Here is a 17712-nt window from a genome sequence, read left to right on the forward strand (position 1 = left end):
CCCGGCGCGCCGATCCCGTTCCGCGCGAGCCGGCGATCCGGTTCCGCGCGAGCCGGCGCCACCGGCCGCCGCCTAGAGCTCCTTGCGGAGGTTCGGGCCGCCCTTGAGGGGCTTCGGGCGCTTCGGGGGTTTGACCTTGACCTCCACCCCGCCCCAGAAGGCCAGGCCCGTCACGACCACCCTCGGGGCGCCCGGGACCACCGGACCCGGGGTGTCGCGCTGGTCGAAGGCGCCCATGAAGCCGATGCCCCGGACGTCGACCTCCACGCCCGGCGGGACCGTGATCTGTATGCCGCCCATGATCGCGATGCAGTTGATCACCACCTCCCGCTCCGCGAAGTTCGCCTCGCGCAGGTCGAGCTCACCGCTGCCCCAGAACGCCACCGCTTCCAGCCGCGGCGGCACGGTCCACGTGCCCTTGCGCTGGAACGAGGACATCACCGCGACCGCCGCCGAGGCCGACGCCGGTATGCCGCCGCCCCCGATCCGCGAGGCCCACGAGCCGTCCGCCGGCACCGGGGCCGGCGCCGCGGCCGCGCGCGGCATCGGGTGGTGCCCGCCCGGCGCGGGCAGATCTCGGGTCAGCGGCTCCAGCTCCGCGTACGTCTTCGACGTGTACGCGACCTCCAGCCGCTCCTCGAACTCCTCCATGTCGAGCCGGCCCTCGGCGACGGCGTCGCGCAGCCGCTCCACCACCCGCTCGCGGTCGGCGTCCGACGCCCTCAACTCCGTCAACGGCTTCTCCGGCCGCTCGTCAGTCATGGGGACCAGCCTATGTAGTCGCGAGGAAGAGTTGTACGGGGCCCGACCCTGGAACAGCCCCTGCCCGCCCCTGAATTAACCCTGGCCGTCCCCCAATCACCCCTGCCCCGCGTACATCCTCGCGATCACGTCCTCGATGTCCGGCTCCCGCACCGACAGGTCCAGCAGCGGATACCGCGCCGCCACCTCCGCCACCAGCGGCGCCGCCGAGGCTCCCGCCGGGAACGCCAGCCACTGCCGCGGCCCGTCCACCTTCACCACCCGCGCCCCCGCCACGCTGATCTCCGGAAGCTCCCGCTCCAGGTCCACCACCAGCGTCCGCTCGCCGCCGCCCTCCCCCATCGAGTGCAGACCGGCCAGTGCGCCGTCGTACATCAGCCGCCCGTGGTCGATCACCATCACCCGCTCGCACAGCTGCTCGATGTCCTGGAGGTCGTGCGTCGTGAGCAGCACCGTCGTGCCGAGCTCCGCGTTCAGCTGCCGCAGGAAGGCCCGTACCTTCGCCTTGCTCACCACGTCGAGCCCGATCGTCGGCTCGTCCAGGTACAGCACGTCCGGATCGTGCAGCAGCGCCGCCGCGATGTCCCCGCGCATCCGCTGCCCCAGCGACAGCTGCCGTACCGGTACGTCGAGCAGCTCGGCCAGGTCGAGGCGGTCCACGCACCGTTCCAGGTTCTCCTCGAACCTGGCCCGCGGGATCCGGTACATCCGCCGCATCAGCCCGTACGAGTCCTTCAGGGGCAGGTCCCACCACAGCGTGGTCCGCTGCCCGAACACCACCCCGATCCGGTGCGCCAGCCGCATCCGCTCCCGCGCCGGGTCGATGCCGGCGACCCGCAGCCGGCCGCCGCTCGGGGTGAGGATGCCGGTCAGCATCTTGATCGTGGTCGACTTCCCGGCGCCGTTGGGCCCGATGTAGCCGAGGACCTCTCCCCGCGCCACCTCGAAGCTGATCCCGTCCACGGCCCTGACCTGCCGTTTCTCCCGGCGCATCAGACCCACCCGGCGCCGTACGTCGAAGACCTTCTCGACCCCGTCCAGCTCGATCAGCACATTCCCGCCCACGCCGCTCAGCTCCCCGTGCTCCGGTACGAACGAACTCCCGCGCGCCACGCCAGCGAAGCGGGTACGAACACCACCACCGCCACCAGCGGGCTCACGAACGCCACCCACCCCGGCAGCCCCAGCGGATACGGCTGCCCCAGCACGTACAGGGCCGGCAGCCAGTTCACGAAGGCCAGCGGCACGAGGAAGGTGACCGCGCGCAGCAGGTCCTTCGCGAACACCGTCGGCGGGTACTGGAGCATCGTGTTCCCGCCGTACGTGAAGGAGTTCTGCACCTCCGCCGCGTCCCCGGCGACGAACTGGAAGGCCGCACCGGCCACCATCACCGCCCCGAAGATCGCCGCCCCGGCCAGCACCATCGCGGGCACCAGCAGCACCTTCCCGGCCGTCCACGCCACGTCCAGCTCCGAGACCGCCCAGGCCAGCACCGCCAGGCCCTGCCCGATCCGCCCCAACCGGCGCAGCGCGAAGCGGTCCGCCGCGACCTGCGCGAGCACCGGGACCGGGCGCACCAGCATGGTGTCGAGCGAGCCGTCGCGGATCCGGACGCCGATCCGGTCCGTATTGCCGAGGAGCAGGTCCGCCAGGCCCAGGGAGGCCGAGGAGGACCCGTACAGGAGGGCGATCTCGGGCAGCGTGAAGCCGCCGAGCGCGTCCACGTGCGAGAACATGATCCAGATCGCGACGAAGTCGAGGAGCGTGATCGCCGCGTTCCCGAAGGTGGAGAGGAAGAACGACGTCCGGTACGCCATCGTCGACCGGACCCACATGGCCACGATCAGCCCGTAGCCGCGCACCCCCTCCACGGCCCGGTTCCGTACCGGCACGTGCACCGGCACGTCCAAAGGCCCACCCACCGGCACGCCCACCGGCCCCCCGGACCGCTCCGGAGCCACCCCGGACCGCTCCGGAGCCACCGCTGCGGCCTCCACGGCCCCTGCCTCGAGCTCAGCCACCCTGGACGACCACCTTCCGTGTCGCGGCCGACTGCAACAGCCGCCCCGCGCCCAGCAGTACGAGCGCCCACACCGACTGGAAGCCCAGCGCCCGTACCGCGCCCCCGGCACCGGCGTGCACGCCCATCAGCACGTCCAGCGGCACCTGGAGCATCGCCGCCCACGGCAGGAGCCGGACGAACTCCCCGAAGCCGCCCGGGAACACCGTCAGCGGCAGCAGCATCCCGGAGAAGAAGACCGTGACGACGACGGCCATCAGGTTGATCCCCGTCCCGTCCATCAGCCAGAACGCCGCCAGCCCCAGCAGGTACCGCACACCGAAGCCGACGAGCAGCGAGAGCAGGACCGACACCAGGAACAGCAGCCAGCGCAGCGGATCGGCGGGCAGGGCCAGTTGGAAGGCCAGCGCCCCCGCGAGCAGCGGCACGACCCCGCGCCCGAGCAACTGGAAGCCCGCCCTCCCCAGATCGGCGGCGAGCCACCACATCTGGAGGTCGGCCGGCCGGTACAGGTCGACGGCGATGTCCCCCGTACGGATGCGCTCCTGCATCTCCTCCTGGAAGCCGCCGCCGATGAGCGCGCCCGCGGCGAGCAGCGACTGGCTCACCCAGACGAAGGTCAGCGCCTGCGCCTGGTCGTAGCCGCCCAGTCCGGGCCGCTCGTCCCACAACGCGACGTACGTGTAGGCGAGGACGAAGCCGAAGACGGTGTTGGTGAACACCCCGGCCGCCGTCGCCGTCCCGTAGGTGGCGTAGCGCCGGAACCCGCCGGCTGCGACGGCCGCATAGAGCCACGCCCTGCGCGCCGCTTCTCGCGCCGTTCCGCGCGCCGTTCCGCGCGCCGTTCCGCGCAGCGTTCCGCGCGCCGTTCCGCCTACCGTCCTGCGCGCCGTGCCACGAGACGTTCCCTGACGCACCGTATCCCTCCGTTTTCCCGGTCGTTCCTACGTCGGCCAAAGCGCGCGAGCTTAGTGCGGAGGGGCGATCCATGCGACCGGTTTACGCCCGTCCGACGCGGAACGAGCGGCCAATCGGGTAGACAGCATGGGGTACAGACGTGGATATTTCGTACGGCGTCGAGGAGTCCTGGCGATGAGCGACCAGTCACCACCACCGGGCTGGACCCCTCGCGACCCGGACACCCCCGCCGGACCCCCGCCGGCAGGGCATCCGCAGCAACCGCAGCAGCCGCAAAAACCGCAGAAGCCGGCCGGCGAGCGGCAGGCACGCCGAGCCGCCAAGAAGGCGGAGCGGAAACGAAGGCGGACCGGCTGGCGCCGCCTCGTCCCCACCTGGCGCATGGCGCTCGGCATCCTCCTGCTGCTCGCCCTGCTGGTCGTCGGCGCCCTCGTGGCGGGCTACCTGCTGGTCCACATCCCGCCCGCCAACGCCGCAGCGACGGCCCAGTCCAACCTCTACCTCTACGCCGACGGCTCCCAGCTCGCCCGCGACGGCGAGGTCAACCGCGTCAACGTCCCGCTCTCGCAGATCCCCCGCACCGTCCAGGAAGCCGTACTGGCCGCGGAGGACCGGGACTTCTACTCCGAGCGGGCCGTCGACCCCAAGGCGATGGTCCGGGCCGCCTGGAACACGGCGACCGGCAAGGGCACCCAGTCCGGCTCCACCATCACCCAGCAGTACGTCAAGAACTACTACCTGGGCCAGGAACAGACCATCAAGCGCAAGGTCAAGGAGTTCTTCATCGCGATCAAACTCGGTCGCGAGAAGTCGAAGGACTACATCCTGGAGGGCTACCTCAACACCAGCTACTTCGGCCGCAACGCGTACGGCATCCAGGCGGCCGCCCAGGCCTACTACGGCAAGGACGTCGACGAACTCACCACCGCCGAGGGCGCGTACCTCGCCACCCTCCTCAACTCCCCCAGCGCCTTCGACGTCGTCGCCCACCCGCAGAGCCGCGAGCGGGCGCTCGCCCGCTGGAACTACGTACTCGACGGCATGGTCAAGAAGCAGTGGCTGCCGGCGGCCGAGCGGAGCGCCACCCGCTTCCCGGAACCCGGCAAGGTCCGCCCGGCCGCCGGGCTCTCCGGTCAACGCGGCTACCTCGTCGAGGCCGTCAAGGACTACATCGTCGAGCACAAGATCCTCGACGAGAAGACGCTCGCCGAGGGCGGCTACCGCATCACCACCACGATCGACAAGCGCAGGCAGAACGCCTTCGTCGAAGCCGTCGACAAGAAGATGGTCAGGCAGCTCGACCCGGAGAAGCGCAAGGCCGACCGCGTCGTACGGGCCGGCGGGGTCTCCATCGACCCGGCCACCGGCAAGGTCATCGCCATGTACGGGGGCATCGACTACACCAAGCAGTACGTCAACAACGCGACCCGGCACGACTACCAGGTGGCCTCCACCTTCAAGCCGTTCGTGTTCGCGGCCGCCGTCGAGAACGAATCCCGCACCCAGGACGGCCGCCGGATCACCCCCAACACCGTCTACGACGGCGACAACAAGCGCCGCGTGGTCGGCACCCGGACCCCGTACGCCCCCGAGAACGAGGGGCAGATCTCGTACGGGAACATCACCGTCAACACCGCCACCGACCTCTCCGTCAACGCCGTCTTCGCGCAGATGGTCGTCGACGTCGGCACCGCCAAGGTCAAGCAGACCGCGATCGACCTCGGCATCCCCGCGGACACCCCGAACTTCGACGCCGGTCCGGCCATGGCGCTGGGCACCATGCAGGCCAGCGTCCTGGACATGACCCAGGCCTACGCGACCCTCGCCGACCACGGCCGCCGCACCCCGTACACCCTCGTCGAGAAGATCGAGAAGGGCGACGCCGACGTCCACCTGCCCGACCGCACCCCGAAGCAGGCCGTCAGCCGCGAAGCCGCCGACACCACCACGTCCATGCTGGTCAGCGTCGTCGACAACGGCACCGGTACGGCCGCCCTCGCCGCCGGGCACCCGGCCGCCGGCAAGACGGGCACCGGCGAACTGGACCGCTCCGCCTGGTTCGCGGCGTACACCCCGGACCTGGTCACGGTCGTCTCGATGATGGGCCAGGACCCCGATACGGGCACCCTGGAGTCCCTGTACGGGGCGCTCGGCGAGGACAGGATCGGGGGCGGCGGGTACCCGGCCCGGATCTGGGCGCAGTACACGAAGACGGCCCTGGAGGACAGCGACCCCCTGGACTTCGACCTCGATCTCCAGCCGGGCGCGGCCCCGTCGCCGCCGCCGTTCGTCCCGAGCAGCCCGGAGCCGTCGGAGGGCGAGAGCACCCCCGAATCCCCGCCGCCGCCGAGCCGGCCAAACCGCCCGGGCCGGCCGACGCCGCCCACCGGCGGCCAGGACCAGGGCGGCCAGACCCAAGGCCGGAACCAGGGCCAGGACCAGGGGCAGACCACCGGCGGCCGGACCACGCAGGGGGACACGACGGGAGGCGAGACGGACGAGGGCGCCTTCGCCGGAACGAGTACGGGCACGACCGCCGGCGCCACGACGGGCTCCGCGGCGGGCGCCCTGGGCGGCGTGACGGGCGGCCTGCGCGGCCGCCCGCCGTCGGAGTACCTGGAGTAGCCGCCGCCGAAGGGGGCCGGCGGATCAGTGACCGGAGGTCGCCTTCAGCCCCACCACGGCGACCAGCAGCAGGCAGATGAAGAAGATCCGGGCGGCGGTGACGGGCTCACCCAGCACCGCCATACCGAGCACGGCGGCGCCGGCCGCGCCGATGCCCACCCATACGCCGTACGCGGTACCGATGGGCAGGGTCTTGGCGGCGTACGAGAGCAGCACCATGCTGGCGACGATCCCGGCACCGGTGAACACACTGGGCCACAGCCGGGTGAAGCCCTCCGTGAACTTCATACCGATCGACCAGCCGACTTCGAGCACACCGGCGAGGAGAAGCAGAACCCAGGCCATGACAGGCACCTCCGGGACGAGAGCGAACGGGGTGCGTCGTCTTGTCGTCCAGCCACGGCTACCCGGTACGGCGCGTCTCGTCGGGGTTCCCCACCACCGTAGCAAAGCCGCGCGAAAGGGCCGGTGACACCGGTCACCGGCCCTTCGACGTCGTTCCTTCGCGGGGAGGCGCTCCCCTACAGGTAGAGCCCGGTGGAGTCCTTGGACCCCTCCAGCCGCTCCGCGGCCACGGCGTGCAGGTCCCGCTCGCGCATCAGCACGTACGTCGCACCCCGCACCTCGACCTCGGCCCGGTCCTCGGGGTCGTACAGCACCCGGTCGCCCGGCTCCACGCTGCGTACGTTCTGCCCGACCGCGACCACCTCGGCCCAGGCCAGGCGCTTGCCCACGGCAGCGGTCGCCGGGATGAGGATGCCGCCGCCCGAGCGCCGCTCGCCCTCCGGCGAGTCGGACTTCACGAGCACACGGTCGTGCAGCATGCGGATGGGCAGCTTGTCGTGGGTGGTGGTGTTGGTGTCGTCGCTCACGCCACGAACCTACCCGCCCGGGACCGGCCCGTACGCCGCAGGGCCATCAGCGCTTGCGCCGCGCCGAAACGACGAGCAGGCCGATCACCCCGGCCGCGACCAGCGCGATGGGCGCGATCCGCTCGAAGCGCGGGGTGCCGTCCTCGTGGCGCAGTCCCTCCCGTACGTCCGTCAGGAGACGGTTCACGGTGACGACGGCGCGCCCTGCGGTGTGGTCCACGGTCGAGGCGACCCTGGCCTTCGCGTCCCCGATGATCGTCTTCGGATGCACGCGGACGCCGATCTCGTCGAGCGTCTCGGCGAGCTGTTCGCGGCGGCGGACGATGTCCGCCTCGATCTGTGCGGGGGTCCTGGCTTCGGGCACCGCGCTGCCTCCGTCGTCGTCGGGTCGGGTCGGGGGCGTAGCCCACCATGAACAGTCTGTCAGCTTAGTCTCGGACCGTACCGATCCCCTCCCGAGGAGACTGTTGACATGAGCGAGCGACTCCAGCCGGGCGACACCGCCCCCGCCTTCACCCTGCCCGACGCGGACGGCAACGAGGTTTCGCTCGCCGACCACAAGGGCCGCAAGGTGATCGTGTACTTCTACCCCGCGGCGCTGACGCCGGGCTGCACGAAGCAGGCCTGCGATTTCACGGACAACCTGTCGGTGCTGGCCGAGGCCGGATACGACGTGATCGGGGTGTCCCCGGACAAGCCGGAGAAGCTGGCGAAGTTCCGCGAGAAGGAGCACCTGCAGGTCACCCTGGTCGGCGACCCGGAGAAGAAGGTCCTTGAGTCCTACGGCGCGTACGGCGAGAAGAAGCTGTACGGCAAGACGGTGACCGGCGTCATCCGCTCCACGGTGATCGTGGACGAGGAGGGCAAGGTCGAACGCGCCCTCTACAACGTCAAGGCCACGGGCCACGTAGCCAAGATCATCAAGGACCTGGGCATCTGACGCCACCCCCTCCCCGACAGCGGCCCGCACCAACGAACCGGTGCGGGCCGCTCCGGTCATCGGACGGAAAACCCCGCAACCGTGCCACTACCGCCCCGTTGCTCCGTACGAGGGTCAACTGCCACGCGATCAGCAGCACATGGTGCCGGGAGGCCGTCGCCGGTCGAGTTCCCGATCTTGCGCGTTCTCGTACAGCCGGCTGCCGCTATCATGGCAGGCGGCTAGCGGCGGTGGCGCAACGGCGACGCAGCAGACTTAGGATCTGTGGCCCGTGAAACGGCTTGAGGGTTCGAATCCCTTCCGCCGCACAGCAATGGCCTGCGAATCGAAAGATCGATTCGCAGGCCATTTGTGTACCCGCCGTCAGCTCACCAGGGCGCGGATGAAGGGGACCAGGGCGCGGAAGGCCTGGCCCCGGTGGGAGATGGCGTTCTTTTCCGCCGGGGTGAGTTCCGCGCAGGTGCGCGTGTCGCCCTCGGGCTGGAGGATCGGGTCGTAGCCGAAGCCGCCCGTGCCCGCCGGGGTGTGGCGGAGGGTGCCGACGAGGCGGCCCTCCACGACGCGTTCGGTGCCGTCCGGGAGGGCGAGGGCCGCCGCGCACGCGAAGTGGGCTCCGCGGTGCTCGTCGGCGATGTCCCCGAGCTGGGCCAGCAGCAGGTCCAGGTTCGCCCGGTCGTCCCCGTGCCTGCCCGCCCACCGCGCCGAGAAGATGCCCGGGGCGCCGTTCAGGACGTCCACGCAGAGGCCGGAGTCGTCGGCGATCGCGGGCAGTCCGGTGGCCCGGGCCAGGGCGTGCGCCTTCAGGAGGGCGTTCTCGGCGAAGGTGACGCCGGTCTCCTTGACGTCCGGGACCTCCGGGTACGCGTCCGCGCCGACCAGCTCGTACGGCAGGCCGGCGTCGGACAGGATGGCGTGGAGCTCGGCGACTTTGCCCGCGTTGCGGGTGGCGAGGATCAGGCGGCTGCTGGTCATGGACCCATTATTCCGTCCGCGGCACCGCGGCCCGCCGCCCGCCCGTCAGCCCGTCAGCCCGTAGCCCCGTCGGCCCGGTCAGCCTGGGGTGCAGACCTTCGAGAGTTCCTTGGCGGCGTCGGCGACCGGCTGGATGTCCGGGGTGGTGTTGCCGTTCTCGATGGCCGTGCGGACGTTCTTCACCGCCGTGGTCATGGAGGAGACGGCCTTGCTCAGGTCGGCGTTGTCGGTCTGGTCGCCGACCTTCTTGAGGTTCGCCTCGATCTGGTTCAGCGCGTTCTGGGCGTCCTGCGGGCTGTTGCCGGCCTGGGAGACCGCCTGCTGGAGGTCGTTGGCGCCGTCGGTGATGGCCACCGCCGTGTTCGCGCAGTCCATCGCCGTCGAGATCGCGTCACAGGACGCCAGCGCCGGGACGGCGAGAGCCGCGGCGAGCACGACCGCCGCTATGCGGTGCTTCGGGTTCATGGTTCGGGTCTCCCGGTGATCGAAACGGATACGAGGACGGGCGCACGGCTTTGACACCGTGCGCCCGTATGCAGGGAGACGCGTGATCCCCCCCCTGCGGTTCTGCCTAGAGCTGGAGCGCGCCCAGCTGGATGGCCTCCAGGTCGGCGCAGCCGCCGGCGGCCAGGTCCAGGAGGGCGTTGAGCTCCTTGCGGTCGAAGGGCTCGCCCTCGGCGGTGCCCTGGACCTCGACGAAGCGGCCGTCGCCGGTGCAGACCACGTTCATGTCGGTCTCGGCGCGCACGTCCTCCTCGTAGCAGAGGTCGAGCAGCGGGACGCCGTCCACGATGCCGACGCTGACGGCGGCGACGGTGCCGGTGAGCGGCTTGCGGCCGGCCTTGATCAGCTTCTTCTGCTGGCCCCAGGCGACGGCGTCGGCCAGGGCGACGTAGGCGCCGGTGATGGCGGCGGTGCGGGTGCCGCCGTCGGCCTGGAGGACGTCGCAGTCCAGGACGATGGTGTTCTCGCCCAGCGCCTTGTAGTCGATGACGGCGCGCAGGGAGCGGCCGATGAGGCGGGAGATCTCGTGGGTGCGGCCGCCGATCTTGCCGCGTACGGATTCGCGGTCGCCGCGGGTGTTGGTGGAGCGGGGCAGCATCGAGTACTCGGAGGTGACCCAGCCTTCGCCGCTGCCCTTGCGCCAGCGCGGGACGCCTTCGGTGAAGGAGGCGGTGCAGAAGACCTTGGTGTCACCGAAGGAGATGAGGACGGAGCCCTCGGCGTGCTTGCTCCATCCGCGTTCGATGGTGACCGGGCGGAGCTGTTCGGGCGTACGGCCGTCGATGCGAGACATGCGTCCGAGCCTAGTCGGTGGCCGGGTGCGCGAGAGCCGGGTACGCGAAGACCCCGTCCGGGTGGGTCCGGTACGGGGTCTGGCGGAGTGTCGAGCGGGAGCTCAGCTCACATCATGTCTTCGATGTCGGCGGCGATCGGGTCGGCGTCGGTGCCGATGACGACCTGGACCGCGGTGCCCATCTTGACGACGCCGTGGGCGCCGGCGGCCTTCAGGGCGGCCTCGTCGACCTTGCTGGGGTCGATGACCTCGGTGCGCAGGCGGGTGATGCAGCCCTCGACCTCTTCGATGTTCTCGATGCCGCCGAGCCCGGCGACGATCTTCTCAGCCTTGGTGGCCATGTGTTTCTCCCTGAGTTCTACGAAGAACGAGTCTCGGCGTCCTGGTTCCGGCCAGCGCGATCCGCTTTGTCACGGTAGCCCACTGTTGGCCCAGCTACGCGAGCGCGGGTCCAGCTTCTGCCGAATGATGACGATCAGCAGCAACCTGCCCTCCGGGCGGGTGAATGCGACCGCATCACAAGTGGTCTACACCAGTGTGCCGCACCGGACGCACCTGCCCAAAAACGGGCCCCCAGGAGGACGCCGATGAGCGCGAGCAGCACCGCAGCAGCACCGCAGCCGAAGTGGTGGAGCGGCTTGTACCCGGGGCTGCAGAAGATGGGTCGGAGCCTCCAGCTGCCGATCGCGGTGTTGCCCGCGGCGGGCCTCCTCAACGGGCTCGGGCAGCCCGGCGTCTTCGGCGAGCAGGGCCTGAACTGGACGATCGTGTCGAAGGTGATGGTGGCCGCGGGCGCCGCGCTGCTGAACGCGGACATCGGCCTGCCGCTGCTGTTCTGCATCGGCGTCGCGATCGGCATGGCCAAGAAGGCGGACGGCTCGACCGCCCTCGCGGCGGTGGCGGGCTTCCTCGTGTACCGGGGCGTGCTGCACGCCTTCCCCAACGACTGCCCGATCGGCACCAAGGCCGTCGGCGGCGGCTGCATCGGGCCGAACAACACCTTCGTGGAGTTCACGTACCAGAACCCCGGGGTGTTCGGGGGCATCATCATGGGCCTGCTGACCGCCTGGTTCTGGCAGCGGTTCCACCGGGTGAAGCTGGTCGACTGGCTGGGGTTCTTCAACGGCCGCCGACTGGTCCCGATCATCATGTCGTTCGTCGCGATCGCGTTCGCGGCGATCTGCCTGTGGATCTGGCCGCCGGTCGGCAGCGCGCTGGAGTCCTTCTCCGACTGGCTGGTGGGGCTGGGCTCCTGGGGTGCCGGCATCTTCGGGGTCGCCAACCGCGCGCTGCTGGTGATCGGCCTGCACCAGTTCCTGAACGTGCCGGTGTGGTTCCAGTTCGGCAGCTACACCAAGCCGGACGGGACGACGGTGCACGGTGACATCAACATGTTCCTGGCGGGCGACCCGAACGCGGGGCTGTTCCTGACCGGCTTCTTCCCGATCATGATGTTCGCGCTTCCGGCGGCGGCGCTGGCGATCACGCACTGCGCGAAGCCGCAGCGGCGCAAGGAGGTCGGCGGCCTGATGCTGTCGGTCGCCCTGACGTCCTTCGTCACGGGCATCACGGAGCCGCTGGAGTACTCGTTCCTCTTCGTGGCACCGGTGCTGTACGCGATCCACGCGGTCCTGACCGGTGTCTCCATGGCGGTGACGTGGGCGCTGGGGGTGCACGACGGCTTCAGCTTCTCGGCGGGGCTGATCGACTACCTCATCAACTGGAGCCTGGCGACCAAGCCGTGGCTGATCATCCCGATCGGGCTGGGCTTCGCGATCGTCTACTACGCCGTCTTCCGCTTCGCGATCACGAAGTTCGACATCCCGACGCCGGGCCGGGAGTCGGACGAGGAGATCGCGGCCATGCAGGCGGAGAACACGAAGGCGTAACGCACCCCCGCGCGCGAGGCCCTCGGATCCGCGGATCCGGGGGCCTTCCGCTTGTCCGCGGCCGGTCCGGCGCGCCGGGCCGCCCTTGCGAGCGGGATGTGGTGTAGACCACAGGAAATCGAAGGTTCCTTATCTATCCCCGACCATGCTACAACTGGTCTACACCAGCAATTGGTGTAGACCACGCGGCGCCATCGGGAGTCCGCGTACCCCCAACGAAGACGTCGCCGTCCCCTTGTCCTCCGGCGGCGCCTTGCCCTCTGGAGGAAGTTGTGACCACGGCTGCCGCCGCCCCCGCGGCCCAGAAGAAGAAGGGCTCCGGCGCGATGGCTGTCATGCAGCGCATCGGCCGCAGCCTCATGCTCCCCGTAGCGGTGATGCCCGCCGCCGCGCTCCTGGTCCGCTTCGGCCAGGACGACATGCTGGCCCGCGCGTCCTTCCCGGACTTCATCCAGAAGCTGGCGAGCTACATGGCCGCCGGTGGCGACGCCATCCTCGGCAACATGGCGCTGCTGTTCTGCGTCGGCATCGCCATCGGGTTCGCGAAGAAGTCGGACGGCTCCACGGCGCTGGCCGCGGTCGCCGGTTACCTGGTCTTCCAGAAGGTGCTCGCCACCTTCACCGACTCGAACCTGCCGAAGGTGGCCAAGGTCGTCGACGGCAAGATCGTGAACCTTGAGGCCCCGGTCAACGCCGGCGTCCTCGGCGGTGTCGTGATGGGCATCGTCGTCGCGCTCCTCTACCAGAAGTTCTACCGGACCAAGCTGCCGGACTGGGCGGGCTTCTTCGGCGGGCGCCGTCTCGTCCCGATCCTCTCCTCCTTCGCCGGTCTGGTCATCGGCATCGTCTTCGGTCTCATCTGGCCGGTGCTCGGCACGGGTCTGCACAGCTTCAGTGAGTGGCTCGTCGGTTCCGGCGCCGTCGGCGCGGGCATCTTCGGTGTCGCCAACCGCGCGCTGATCCCGATCGGCATGCACCACCTGCTGAACTCGTTCCCGTGGTTCCAGGCCGGTTCCTACACCGACGGCGGCACCGACTACCACGGCGACATCGCCCGCTTCCTGCACGGCGACCCCACGGCCGGCCAGTTCATGACCGGCTTCTTCCCGATCATGATGTTCGCCCTCCCGGCCGCCTGCCTGGCCATCACCCACGCTGCCCGCCCCGAGCGCCGCAAGGTCGTCGGCGGCATGATGTTCTCGCTCGCGCTCACCGCCTTCGTCACCGGTGTGACCGAGCCGATCGAGTTCACCTTCATGTTCATCGCCCCGGTGCTGTACGCGGTCCACGCGGTCCTGACCGGTGTCTCCATGGCGCTGACCTGGGCGCTCGGCATGAAGGACGGCTTCGGCTTCTCCGCCGGCGCGGTCGACTACCTGCTCAACCTGGGCAAGGCCAGCAACCCGCTCGGCCTGGCGGTCGTCGGCCTGTGCTTCGCGGCCCTCTACTACGTGATCTTCCGCGTCGCGATCACCAAGTTCAACATCCCGACGCCGGGCCGCGAGTCCGACGAGGAGCTCGCCGAGCTGGCGAAGGCCGAGGCCAAGTAGGCGCGGCACCGCAGTGCGGCGAAGCCCCCGTCCTCCCTTTCCGGGAGGGCGGGGGCTTCCTCGTACGTACGGCCGAGAGCCGTGCTCAGACCTCGTAGACGGCGCCCGCGTAGGCCAGGTCCACCGGGCCGTCGTAGACCGCGCGGGCGTCGGCCAGGTTCTGGCGGGCGTCCGTCCACGGCGGGATGTGCGTCAGGACGAGCCGGCCGACGTTGCCCCCGTGCGCGAACTCCCCGGCCTCGCGGCCGTTGAGGTGGAGGTCCGGGACGTCCTCCTTGCCGTGCGTGAAGGAGGCCTCGCACAGGAACAGGTCCGCGCCCTCGGCCAGCGTCCCCAGCTCGGGGCAGACACCCGTGTCGCCGGAGTACGTGAGGGAGCGGCCGCCGTGTTCGACGCGGATGCCGTAGGCCTCGACGGGGTGGCGGACCCGCTCGGTGCGGACCGTGAACGGGCCGATCTCGAAGCTGCCGGACTTCAGGGTCCGGAAGTCGAAGACCTCGCTCATGGAGCGCTCGTCGGGGACGTCCTCGTACGCGGTCGTCAGGCGCTTCTCGGTGCCGTCGGGGCCGTAGACGGGGATGGTGCCGCACCGTCCGCCCTCGTGGCGGTAGAAGCGGGCGACGAAGTACGCGCACATGTCGATGCAGTGGTCCGCGTGCAGATGGCTCAGGAAGATCGCGTCGAGGTCGTAGAGGCCGACGTGGCGCTGCAGCTCGCCCAGGGCGCCGTTGCCCATGTCGAGGAGCAGCCGGAAGCCGTCGGCCTCGACGAGGTAGCTCGAACAGGCCGATTCCGCGGACGGGAACGACCCCGAGCAGCCGACGACGGTGAGCTTCATGGAGCGAGAACCTCCGGGGACGGTCCGTGGACGGAATGCGGGCCGTGCGTGGGTCGAGCGTAAGGCGCGAAACGTCAGGTCGCTCCTCCGCGGCAGGCCGTTGTGGGGGGAATCACCTGAGCTGTCACCCGGGGGAGCGACGGTGGGCACGGGCGTGCCGGTACCCGGCCCGGCGCGCTGCCGGTGCACTGCCGTGCCGGGGCGCGGGGGCGCGGCTACCTTCGGAATATGGACACGTCCTGGTGGCCCGCAGCGGCCGCGGTGGTGGCCGTGGTGCTGCTGGTGCTGGTCGCGGGGCGACGGCCGGGGCGCGCCCGGCGGGCCCCGCCGCCGCACGGGCCGGGCGCGGCGCCGCGGCCGCGGGCCGGTGAGCTGTGGTCCCTCGCTGACGGGCGGCTGTGCCTGGTGCTGGCGGTGGCGTCCGTACGGGCCCACCGGGCGCGGGTCGCGTGGATCACCGGGAAGTACGACGACCGGCGGGCCGGGGTGATCCCGCTGCCGCCGGGGACGGTGGGGGCGCAGGGCCGGGCGGGCTTCCTGGAGGCGGACCGGCCGGTCGAGGTGTGGGTGTGGGAGCTCCGGAGCCGGCTGGGAGTCCTCGATCCTGCGGTGTGGGACGAGGTCAAGGGACTGGGAGGCGGCGGATGACGGTACGGGTGAGGCGCGTCTACGATCCGCCGGAGCCGGGGGCGGACGGCGTACGGGTGCTCGTGGACCGGCTGTGGCCTCGGGGTCTGGCGAAGGCGGCGGCCGCGGTGGACGAGTGGCCGAAGGCGGTGACCCCGTCCGGGGAGCTGCGCAAGTGGTTCCACGGGGGCGGGGGCTCGGCGCAGGAGTTCCGCGCCCGCTACGAGGCGGAGCTGGCGGAGCCGGAGGCGGCGGCGGAACTGGCCCGCCTGCGCACGCTGGCCGGGTCGGGCCCGCTCACCCTCCTGACCGCGGTCAAGGACCCCGCCGCCAGTCACGCCGCGATCCTGGCGGAGCTGCTGTCCGGGTGAGGGCCCCGCCCGGGCCCGGGGCGGGGCCCCGGGCCCCCGGAGGGGCGGGCCTCAGGCCCAGAGCTGGCCCTGGAGGGTTTCGATCGCCTCTTCGGTCGTCTTCGCCGTGTAGACGCCCGTCGACAGGTACTTCCAGCCGCCGTCGGCCACGACGAAGACGATGTCCGCCGTCTCGCCCGCGGCGACCGCCTTGCGGCCCACGCCGATCGCCGCGTGCAGGGCGGCGCCGGTGGAGACGCCCGCGAAGATGCCCTCCTGCTGGAGGAGTTCGCGGGTGCGCGTGACCGCGTCCGCCGATCCCACCGAGAAGCGGGTGGTCAGGACCGAGGCGTCGTACAGCTCCGGGACGAAGCCCTCGTCCAGGTTGCGCAGGCCGTAGACCAGGTCGTCGTACCGCGGCTCCGCCGCGACGATCCGTACGCCCGGCACGTGCTCGCGCAGGTAGCGGCCCACGCCCATCAGGGTGCCCGTGGTGCCCAGGCCCGCCACGAAGTGGGTGATCGAGGGGAGGTCCCGCAGGATCTCGGGGCCCGTCGTCGCGTAGTGCGCGCCCGCGTTGTCCGGGTTCCCGTACTGGTAGAGCATCACCCAGTCGGGGTGCTCCGCCGCCAGCTCCTTGGCCACCCGCACCGCGGTGTTCGACCCGCCCGCCGCCGGCGAAGAGATGATCTCGGCTCCCCACATGGCCAGCAGGTCTCGCCGCTCCTGCGAGGTGTTCTCCGGCATGACGCACACGATCCGGTAGCCCTTGAGCTTGGCCGCCATCGCCAGCGAGATGCCGGTGTTGCCCGAGGTCGGCTCCAGGATCGTGCAGCCGGGGGTCAGCCGGCCGTCCTTCTCGGCCTGTTCGACCATGTGGAGCGCGGGGCGGTCCTTGATCGAGCCGGTCGGGTTGCGGTCCTCCAGCTTGGCCCAGATGCGGACGCCGTCCGAGGGCGACAGCCGGGGCAGCCGGACGAGCGGCGTGTTGCCGACCGCGGCCAGCGGGGAGTCGTAGCGCATCAGACGGAGCCGCCGGCGACCGCCGGAAGGATGGTGACGCTGTCGCCGTCCTTGAGGGCGGTGGAGATGCCGTCCAGGAAGCGGACGTCCTCGTCGTTGAGGTACACGTTCACGAAGCGGCGCAGCTTGCCGCCGTCCGCGCCCTCGACGATTCGCTCTCGAATGCCCTTGTGGCGCGTCTCCAGGTCCGCGAAGAGCTCGGACAGGGTGGCGCCCTCACCGCTGACGGCCTTCTCGCCGTCGGTGTAGGTGCGGAGGATGGTGGGGATGCGGACCTCGATGGCCATGGCAGGCTCCAGTGGTGGAAGTAAGGCGGGAGGGGCGTATCGGCGCGCGGCGCAAGGGCCCCCGCGCGAGGGGCTGTGGTGCTCAGGCGGCAGGACAGATGCTGCTGGCGAGACGGCACAGGTCGACGTGCAGCCGCGCCACGAGCAGCAGCCTGCCGGGCGTCTCGATGCTCACGTCGTGGGGAACCATGCGGTCATGTTAACGATTCCCGGTCCCCCGTTTGGAGTGTGATCCCGCATCTTGGACGCAAACCGCTCACATCGTGGTCAGTAGGCCTCTACGACCTGCACTTCTTCCTCCGTGATGACGCCTTCGACGATCCGGTACGAGCGGAACTGGAACTCGCCGAGGCCGTCGGTGTCCGCCGTGGAGACCAGGACGTAGTGCGCGCCGGGCTCGTTGGCGTAGGTGACGTCCGTACGGGACGGGTAGGCCTCGGTCGCGGTGTGCGAGTGGTAGACGATCACGGGATCCTCGTCCCGGTCGTCGAGCTCGCGGTAGAGCCTCAGCAGGTCCTTCGAGTCGAACTCGTAGAAGGTGGGCGAGCGGGCCGCGTTGAGCATCGGGACGAACCGCTCGGGGCGGTCGGTGCCGGCCGGTCCGGCCACGACGCCGCAGGCCTCGTCGGGGTGGTCCTTGCGCGCGTGCTCGACGATCCGGTCGTACAGCGCCTGGGTGAGGGTCAGCATGGTCGACAGGATAAGCAGACGGGCCCTCCCGTACCGAGGTGTGGTACGGGAG

The 17712-nt window shown here is 70.6% G+C and carries 21 protein-coding genes, 1 tRNA gene, 1 pseudogene and 1 riboswitch; of the genes and pseudogenes, 7 read left to right on the forward strand and 16 right to left on the reverse strand.

Annotated elements, in window-relative coordinates:
- Positions 1–72: 72 nt before the first annotated feature.
- The 4 genes from ACIBAD_RS10580 to ACIBAD_RS10595 all read right to left on the reverse strand — a co-directional run bounded on the left by ACIBAD_RS10580 (position 73) and on the right by ACIBAD_RS10595 (position 3504).
- Positions 73–762: a DUF1707 domain-containing protein gene (locus ACIBAD_RS10580; RefSeq protein ID WP_398905801.1), complete on the reverse strand. Its 690-nt coding sequence runs from the start codon at positions 760–762 to the stop codon at positions 73–75.
- Positions 763–858: 96 nt separating this feature from the next.
- On the reverse strand, positions 859–1827 hold the full coding sequence (locus ACIBAD_RS10585; RefSeq protein WP_134075635.1) for an ATP-binding cassette domain-containing protein: 969 nt from the start codon (positions 1825–1827) through the stop codon (positions 859–861).
- Between the two features lie 5 nt (positions 1828–1832).
- Positions 1833–2696 carry an ABC transporter permease gene (locus tag ACIBAD_RS10590; RefSeq protein ID WP_398905943.1) on the reverse strand — a complete coding sequence of 288 codons (864 nt, stop codon included), beginning with the start codon at positions 2694–2696 and terminating at the stop codon, positions 1833–1835.
- A 79-nt stretch (positions 2697–2775) separates the two neighbouring features.
- Positions 2776–3504, reverse strand: a complete 729-nt coding sequence (locus tag ACIBAD_RS10595) for an ABC transporter permease (protein ID WP_398905804.1) — start codon at positions 3502–3504, stop codon at positions 2776–2778.
- A gap of 370 nt (positions 3505–3874) precedes the next feature.
- Here ACIBAD_RS10595 and ACIBAD_RS10600 point away from each other — a divergent pair, with 370 nt between their 5' ends.
- Complete coding sequence (locus ACIBAD_RS10600; protein ID WP_398905806.1) at positions 3875–6325, forward strand: transglycosylase domain-containing protein; 2451 nt, start codon at positions 3875–3877, stop codon at positions 6323–6325.
- A 24-nt stretch (positions 6326–6349) separates the two neighbouring features.
- On the opposite strand, the gene ACIBAD_RS10605 is transcribed toward ACIBAD_RS10600, so the two are convergent.
- From ACIBAD_RS10605 to ACIBAD_RS10615, 3 genes are all read right to left on the reverse strand, one after another.
- Positions 6350–6670, reverse strand: coding sequence for a multidrug efflux SMR transporter (locus ACIBAD_RS10605; protein ID WP_053693727.1), 321 nt, complete (start codon positions 6668–6670; stop codon positions 6350–6352).
- A 30-nt stretch (positions 6671–6700) separates the two neighbouring features.
- Positions 6701–6778: riboswitch (guanidine-III (ykkC-III) riboswitch) on the reverse strand.
- 68 nt (positions 6779–6846) lie between these two features.
- Positions 6847–7149 carry a co-chaperone GroES gene (locus ACIBAD_RS10610; RefSeq protein WP_048475576.1) on the reverse strand — a complete coding sequence of 101 codons (303 nt, stop codon included), beginning with the start codon at positions 7147–7149 and terminating at the stop codon, positions 6847–6849.
- A 94-nt stretch (positions 7150–7243) separates the two neighbouring features.
- Positions 7244–7561 carry a DUF3618 domain-containing protein gene (locus ACIBAD_RS10615; RefSeq protein WP_134075637.1) on the reverse strand — a complete coding sequence of 106 codons (318 nt, stop codon included), beginning with the start codon at positions 7559–7561 and terminating at the stop codon, positions 7244–7246.
- A 108-nt stretch (positions 7562–7669) separates the two neighbouring features.
- Between ACIBAD_RS10615 and bcp the strand changes: the two genes are divergently transcribed.
- Both bcp and ACIBAD_RS10625 read left to right on the forward strand, forming a co-directional pair.
- A complete protein-coding gene (gene bcp, locus ACIBAD_RS10620; RefSeq protein ID WP_134075638.1) occupies positions 7670–8137 on the forward strand; it encodes a thioredoxin-dependent thiol peroxidase in 468 nt (155 codons plus the stop codon).
- A gap of 224 nt (positions 8138–8361) precedes the next feature.
- Positions 8362–8445: transfer RNA gene (locus ACIBAD_RS10625), tRNA-Leu, on the forward strand.
- A gap of 55 nt (positions 8446–8500) precedes the next feature.
- On the opposite strand, the gene rdgB is transcribed toward ACIBAD_RS10625, so the two are convergent.
- From rdgB to ACIBAD_RS10645, 4 genes and pseudogenes are all read right to left on the reverse strand, one after another.
- Positions 8501–9109 (reverse strand): RdgB/HAM1 family non-canonical purine NTP pyrophosphatase, encoded by a 609-nt coding sequence (gene rdgB / locus ACIBAD_RS10630; RefSeq protein ID WP_398905809.1) that lies wholly within the window; start codon positions 9107–9109, stop codon positions 8501–8503.
- 78 nt (positions 9110–9187) lie between these two features.
- The gene (locus ACIBAD_RS10635; RefSeq protein ID WP_398905811.1) at positions 9188–9574 is read right to left on the reverse strand and encodes a hypothetical protein; all 387 of its coding nucleotides are present in this window, start codon (positions 9572–9574) and stop codon (positions 9188–9190) included.
- Between the two features lie 106 nt (positions 9575–9680).
- Positions 9681–10406: a ribonuclease PH gene (gene rph, locus ACIBAD_RS10640; RefSeq protein ID WP_030299875.1), complete on the reverse strand. Its 726-nt coding sequence runs from the start codon at positions 10404–10406 to the stop codon at positions 9681–9683.
- Positions 10407–10513: 107 nt separating this feature from the next.
- Positions 10514–10750 (reverse strand): annotated as a pseudogene (locus ACIBAD_RS10645) (glucose PTS transporter subunit EIIB); the annotation flags it as partial.
- A gap of 243 nt (positions 10751–10993) precedes the next feature.
- Between ACIBAD_RS10645 and ACIBAD_RS10650 the strand changes: the two are divergent.
- Complete coding sequence (locus ACIBAD_RS10650; protein WP_134075641.1) at positions 10994–12295, forward strand: PTS transporter subunit EIIC; 1302 nt, start codon at positions 10994–10996, stop codon at positions 12293–12295.
- Positions 12296–12567: 272 nt separating this feature from the next.
- On the forward strand, positions 12568–13845 hold the full coding sequence (locus ACIBAD_RS10655; RefSeq protein WP_134075642.1) for a PTS transporter subunit EIIC: 1278 nt from the start codon (positions 12568–12570) through the stop codon (positions 13843–13845).
- Between the two features lie 85 nt (positions 13846–13930).
- Here the strand turns inward: ACIBAD_RS10655 and ACIBAD_RS10660 are convergent, their stop codons facing one another.
- Positions 13931–14683, reverse strand: coding sequence for an MBL fold metallo-hydrolase (locus ACIBAD_RS10660; protein ID WP_134075643.1), 753 nt, complete (start codon positions 14681–14683; stop codon positions 13931–13933).
- A gap of 228 nt (positions 14684–14911) precedes the next feature.
- Between ACIBAD_RS10660 and ACIBAD_RS10665 the strand changes: the two genes are divergently transcribed.
- Positions 14912–15331 (forward strand): hypothetical protein, encoded by a 420-nt coding sequence (locus tag ACIBAD_RS10665; protein WP_398905815.1) that lies wholly within the window; start codon positions 14912–14914, stop codon positions 15329–15331.
- Positions 15328–15681, forward strand: coding sequence for a DUF488 domain-containing protein (locus tag ACIBAD_RS10670; protein WP_398905817.1), 354 nt, complete (start codon positions 15328–15330; stop codon positions 15679–15681). Before ACIBAD_RS10665 ends, ACIBAD_RS10670 begins: the two co-directional genes overlap by 4 nt.
- A 51-nt stretch (positions 15682–15732) precedes the next feature.
- Here ACIBAD_RS10670 and ACIBAD_RS10675 read toward each other — a convergent pair whose 3' ends face one another.
- The 4 genes from ACIBAD_RS10675 to ACIBAD_RS10690 form a co-directional block, all read right to left on the reverse strand.
- The gene (locus ACIBAD_RS10675) at positions 15733–16683 is read right to left on the reverse strand and encodes a cysteine synthase (protein WP_134075646.1); all 951 of its coding nucleotides are present in this window, start codon (positions 16681–16683) and stop codon (positions 15733–15735) included.
- Positions 16683–16970: a MoaD/ThiS family protein gene (locus ACIBAD_RS10680; protein ID WP_030158638.1), complete on the reverse strand. Its 288-nt coding sequence runs from the start codon at positions 16968–16970 to the stop codon at positions 16683–16685. The genes ACIBAD_RS10675 and ACIBAD_RS10680 overlap by 1 nt, the downstream gene beginning before the upstream one ends.
- Positions 16971–17052: 82 nt before the next feature.
- Entirely contained in the window at positions 17053–17160 is a 108-nt protein-coding gene (locus ACIBAD_RS10685; RefSeq protein ID WP_324603773.1) for a putative leader peptide, read from the reverse strand.
- Between the two features lie 77 nt (positions 17161–17237).
- Positions 17238–17660 (reverse strand): Mov34/MPN/PAD-1 family protein, encoded by a 423-nt coding sequence (locus ACIBAD_RS10690; protein ID WP_398905820.1) that lies wholly within the window; start codon positions 17658–17660, stop codon positions 17238–17240.
- Positions 17661–17712: the final 52 nt, after the last annotated feature.

It is taken from the genome of Streptomyces sp. NPDC051109 (assembly GCF_044455885.1).
Taxonomy (GTDB): Bacteria; Actinomycetota; Actinomycetes; order Streptomycetales; family Streptomycetaceae; genus Streptomyces.

Coding starts and splice junctions, on each gene's coding strand:
- ACIBAD_RS10580 (WP_398905801.1), bottom strand. CDS start 762: ATGACTGACGAGCGGCCGGAGAAGCCGTTGACGGAGTTGAGGGCGTCG.
- ACIBAD_RS10600 (WP_398905806.1), top strand. CDS start 3,875: ATGAGCGACCAGTCACCACCACCGGGCTGGACCCCTCGCGACCCGGAC.
- ACIBAD_RS10605 (WP_053693727.1), bottom strand. CDS start 6,670: ATGGCCTGGGTTCTGCTTCTCCTCGCCGGTGTGCTCGAAGTCGGCTGG.
- ACIBAD_RS10610 (WP_048475576.1), bottom strand. CDS start 7,149: ATGCTGCACGACCGTGTGCTCGTGAAGTCCGACTCGCCGGAGGGCGAG.
- bcp (WP_134075638.1), top strand. CDS start 7,670: ATGAGCGAGCGACTCCAGCCGGGCGACACCGCCCCCGCCTTCACCCTG.
- rdgB (WP_398905809.1), bottom strand. CDS start 9,109: ATGACCAGCAGCCGCCTGATCCTCGCCACCCGCAACGCGGGCAAAGTC.
- ACIBAD_RS10635 (WP_398905811.1), bottom strand. CDS start 9,574: ATGAACCCGAAGCACCGCATAGCGGCGGTCGTGCTCGCCGCGGCTCTC.
- rph (WP_030299875.1), bottom strand. CDS start 10,406: ATGTCTCGCATCGACGGCCGTACGCCCGAACAGCTCCGCCCGGTCACC.
- ACIBAD_RS10650 (WP_134075641.1), top strand. CDS start 10,994: ATGAGCGCGAGCAGCACCGCAGCAGCACCGCAGCCGAAGTGGTGGAGC.
- ACIBAD_RS10660 (WP_134075643.1), bottom strand. CDS start 14,683: ATGAAGCTCACCGTCGTCGGCTGCTCGGGGTCGTTCCCGTCCGCGGAA.
- ACIBAD_RS10665 (WP_398905815.1), top strand. CDS start 14,912: ATGGACACGTCCTGGTGGCCCGCAGCGGCCGCGGTGGTGGCCGTGGTG.
- ACIBAD_RS10670 (WP_398905817.1), top strand. CDS start 15,328: ATGACGGTACGGGTGAGGCGCGTCTACGATCCGCCGGAGCCGGGGGCG.
- ACIBAD_RS10675 (WP_134075646.1), bottom strand. CDS start 16,683: ATGCGCTACGACTCCCCGCTGGCCGCGGTCGGCAACACGCCGCTCGTC.
- ACIBAD_RS10680 (WP_030158638.1), bottom strand. CDS start 16,970: ATGGCCATCGAGGTCCGCATCCCCACCATCCTCCGCACCTACACCGAC.
- ACIBAD_RS10685 (WP_324603773.1), bottom strand. CDS start 17,160: ATGGTTCCCCACGACGTGAGCATCGAGACGCCCGGCAGGCTGCTGCTC.
- ACIBAD_RS10690 (WP_398905820.1), bottom strand. CDS start 17,660: ATGCTGACCCTCACCCAGGCGCTGTACGACCGGATCGTCGAGCACGCG.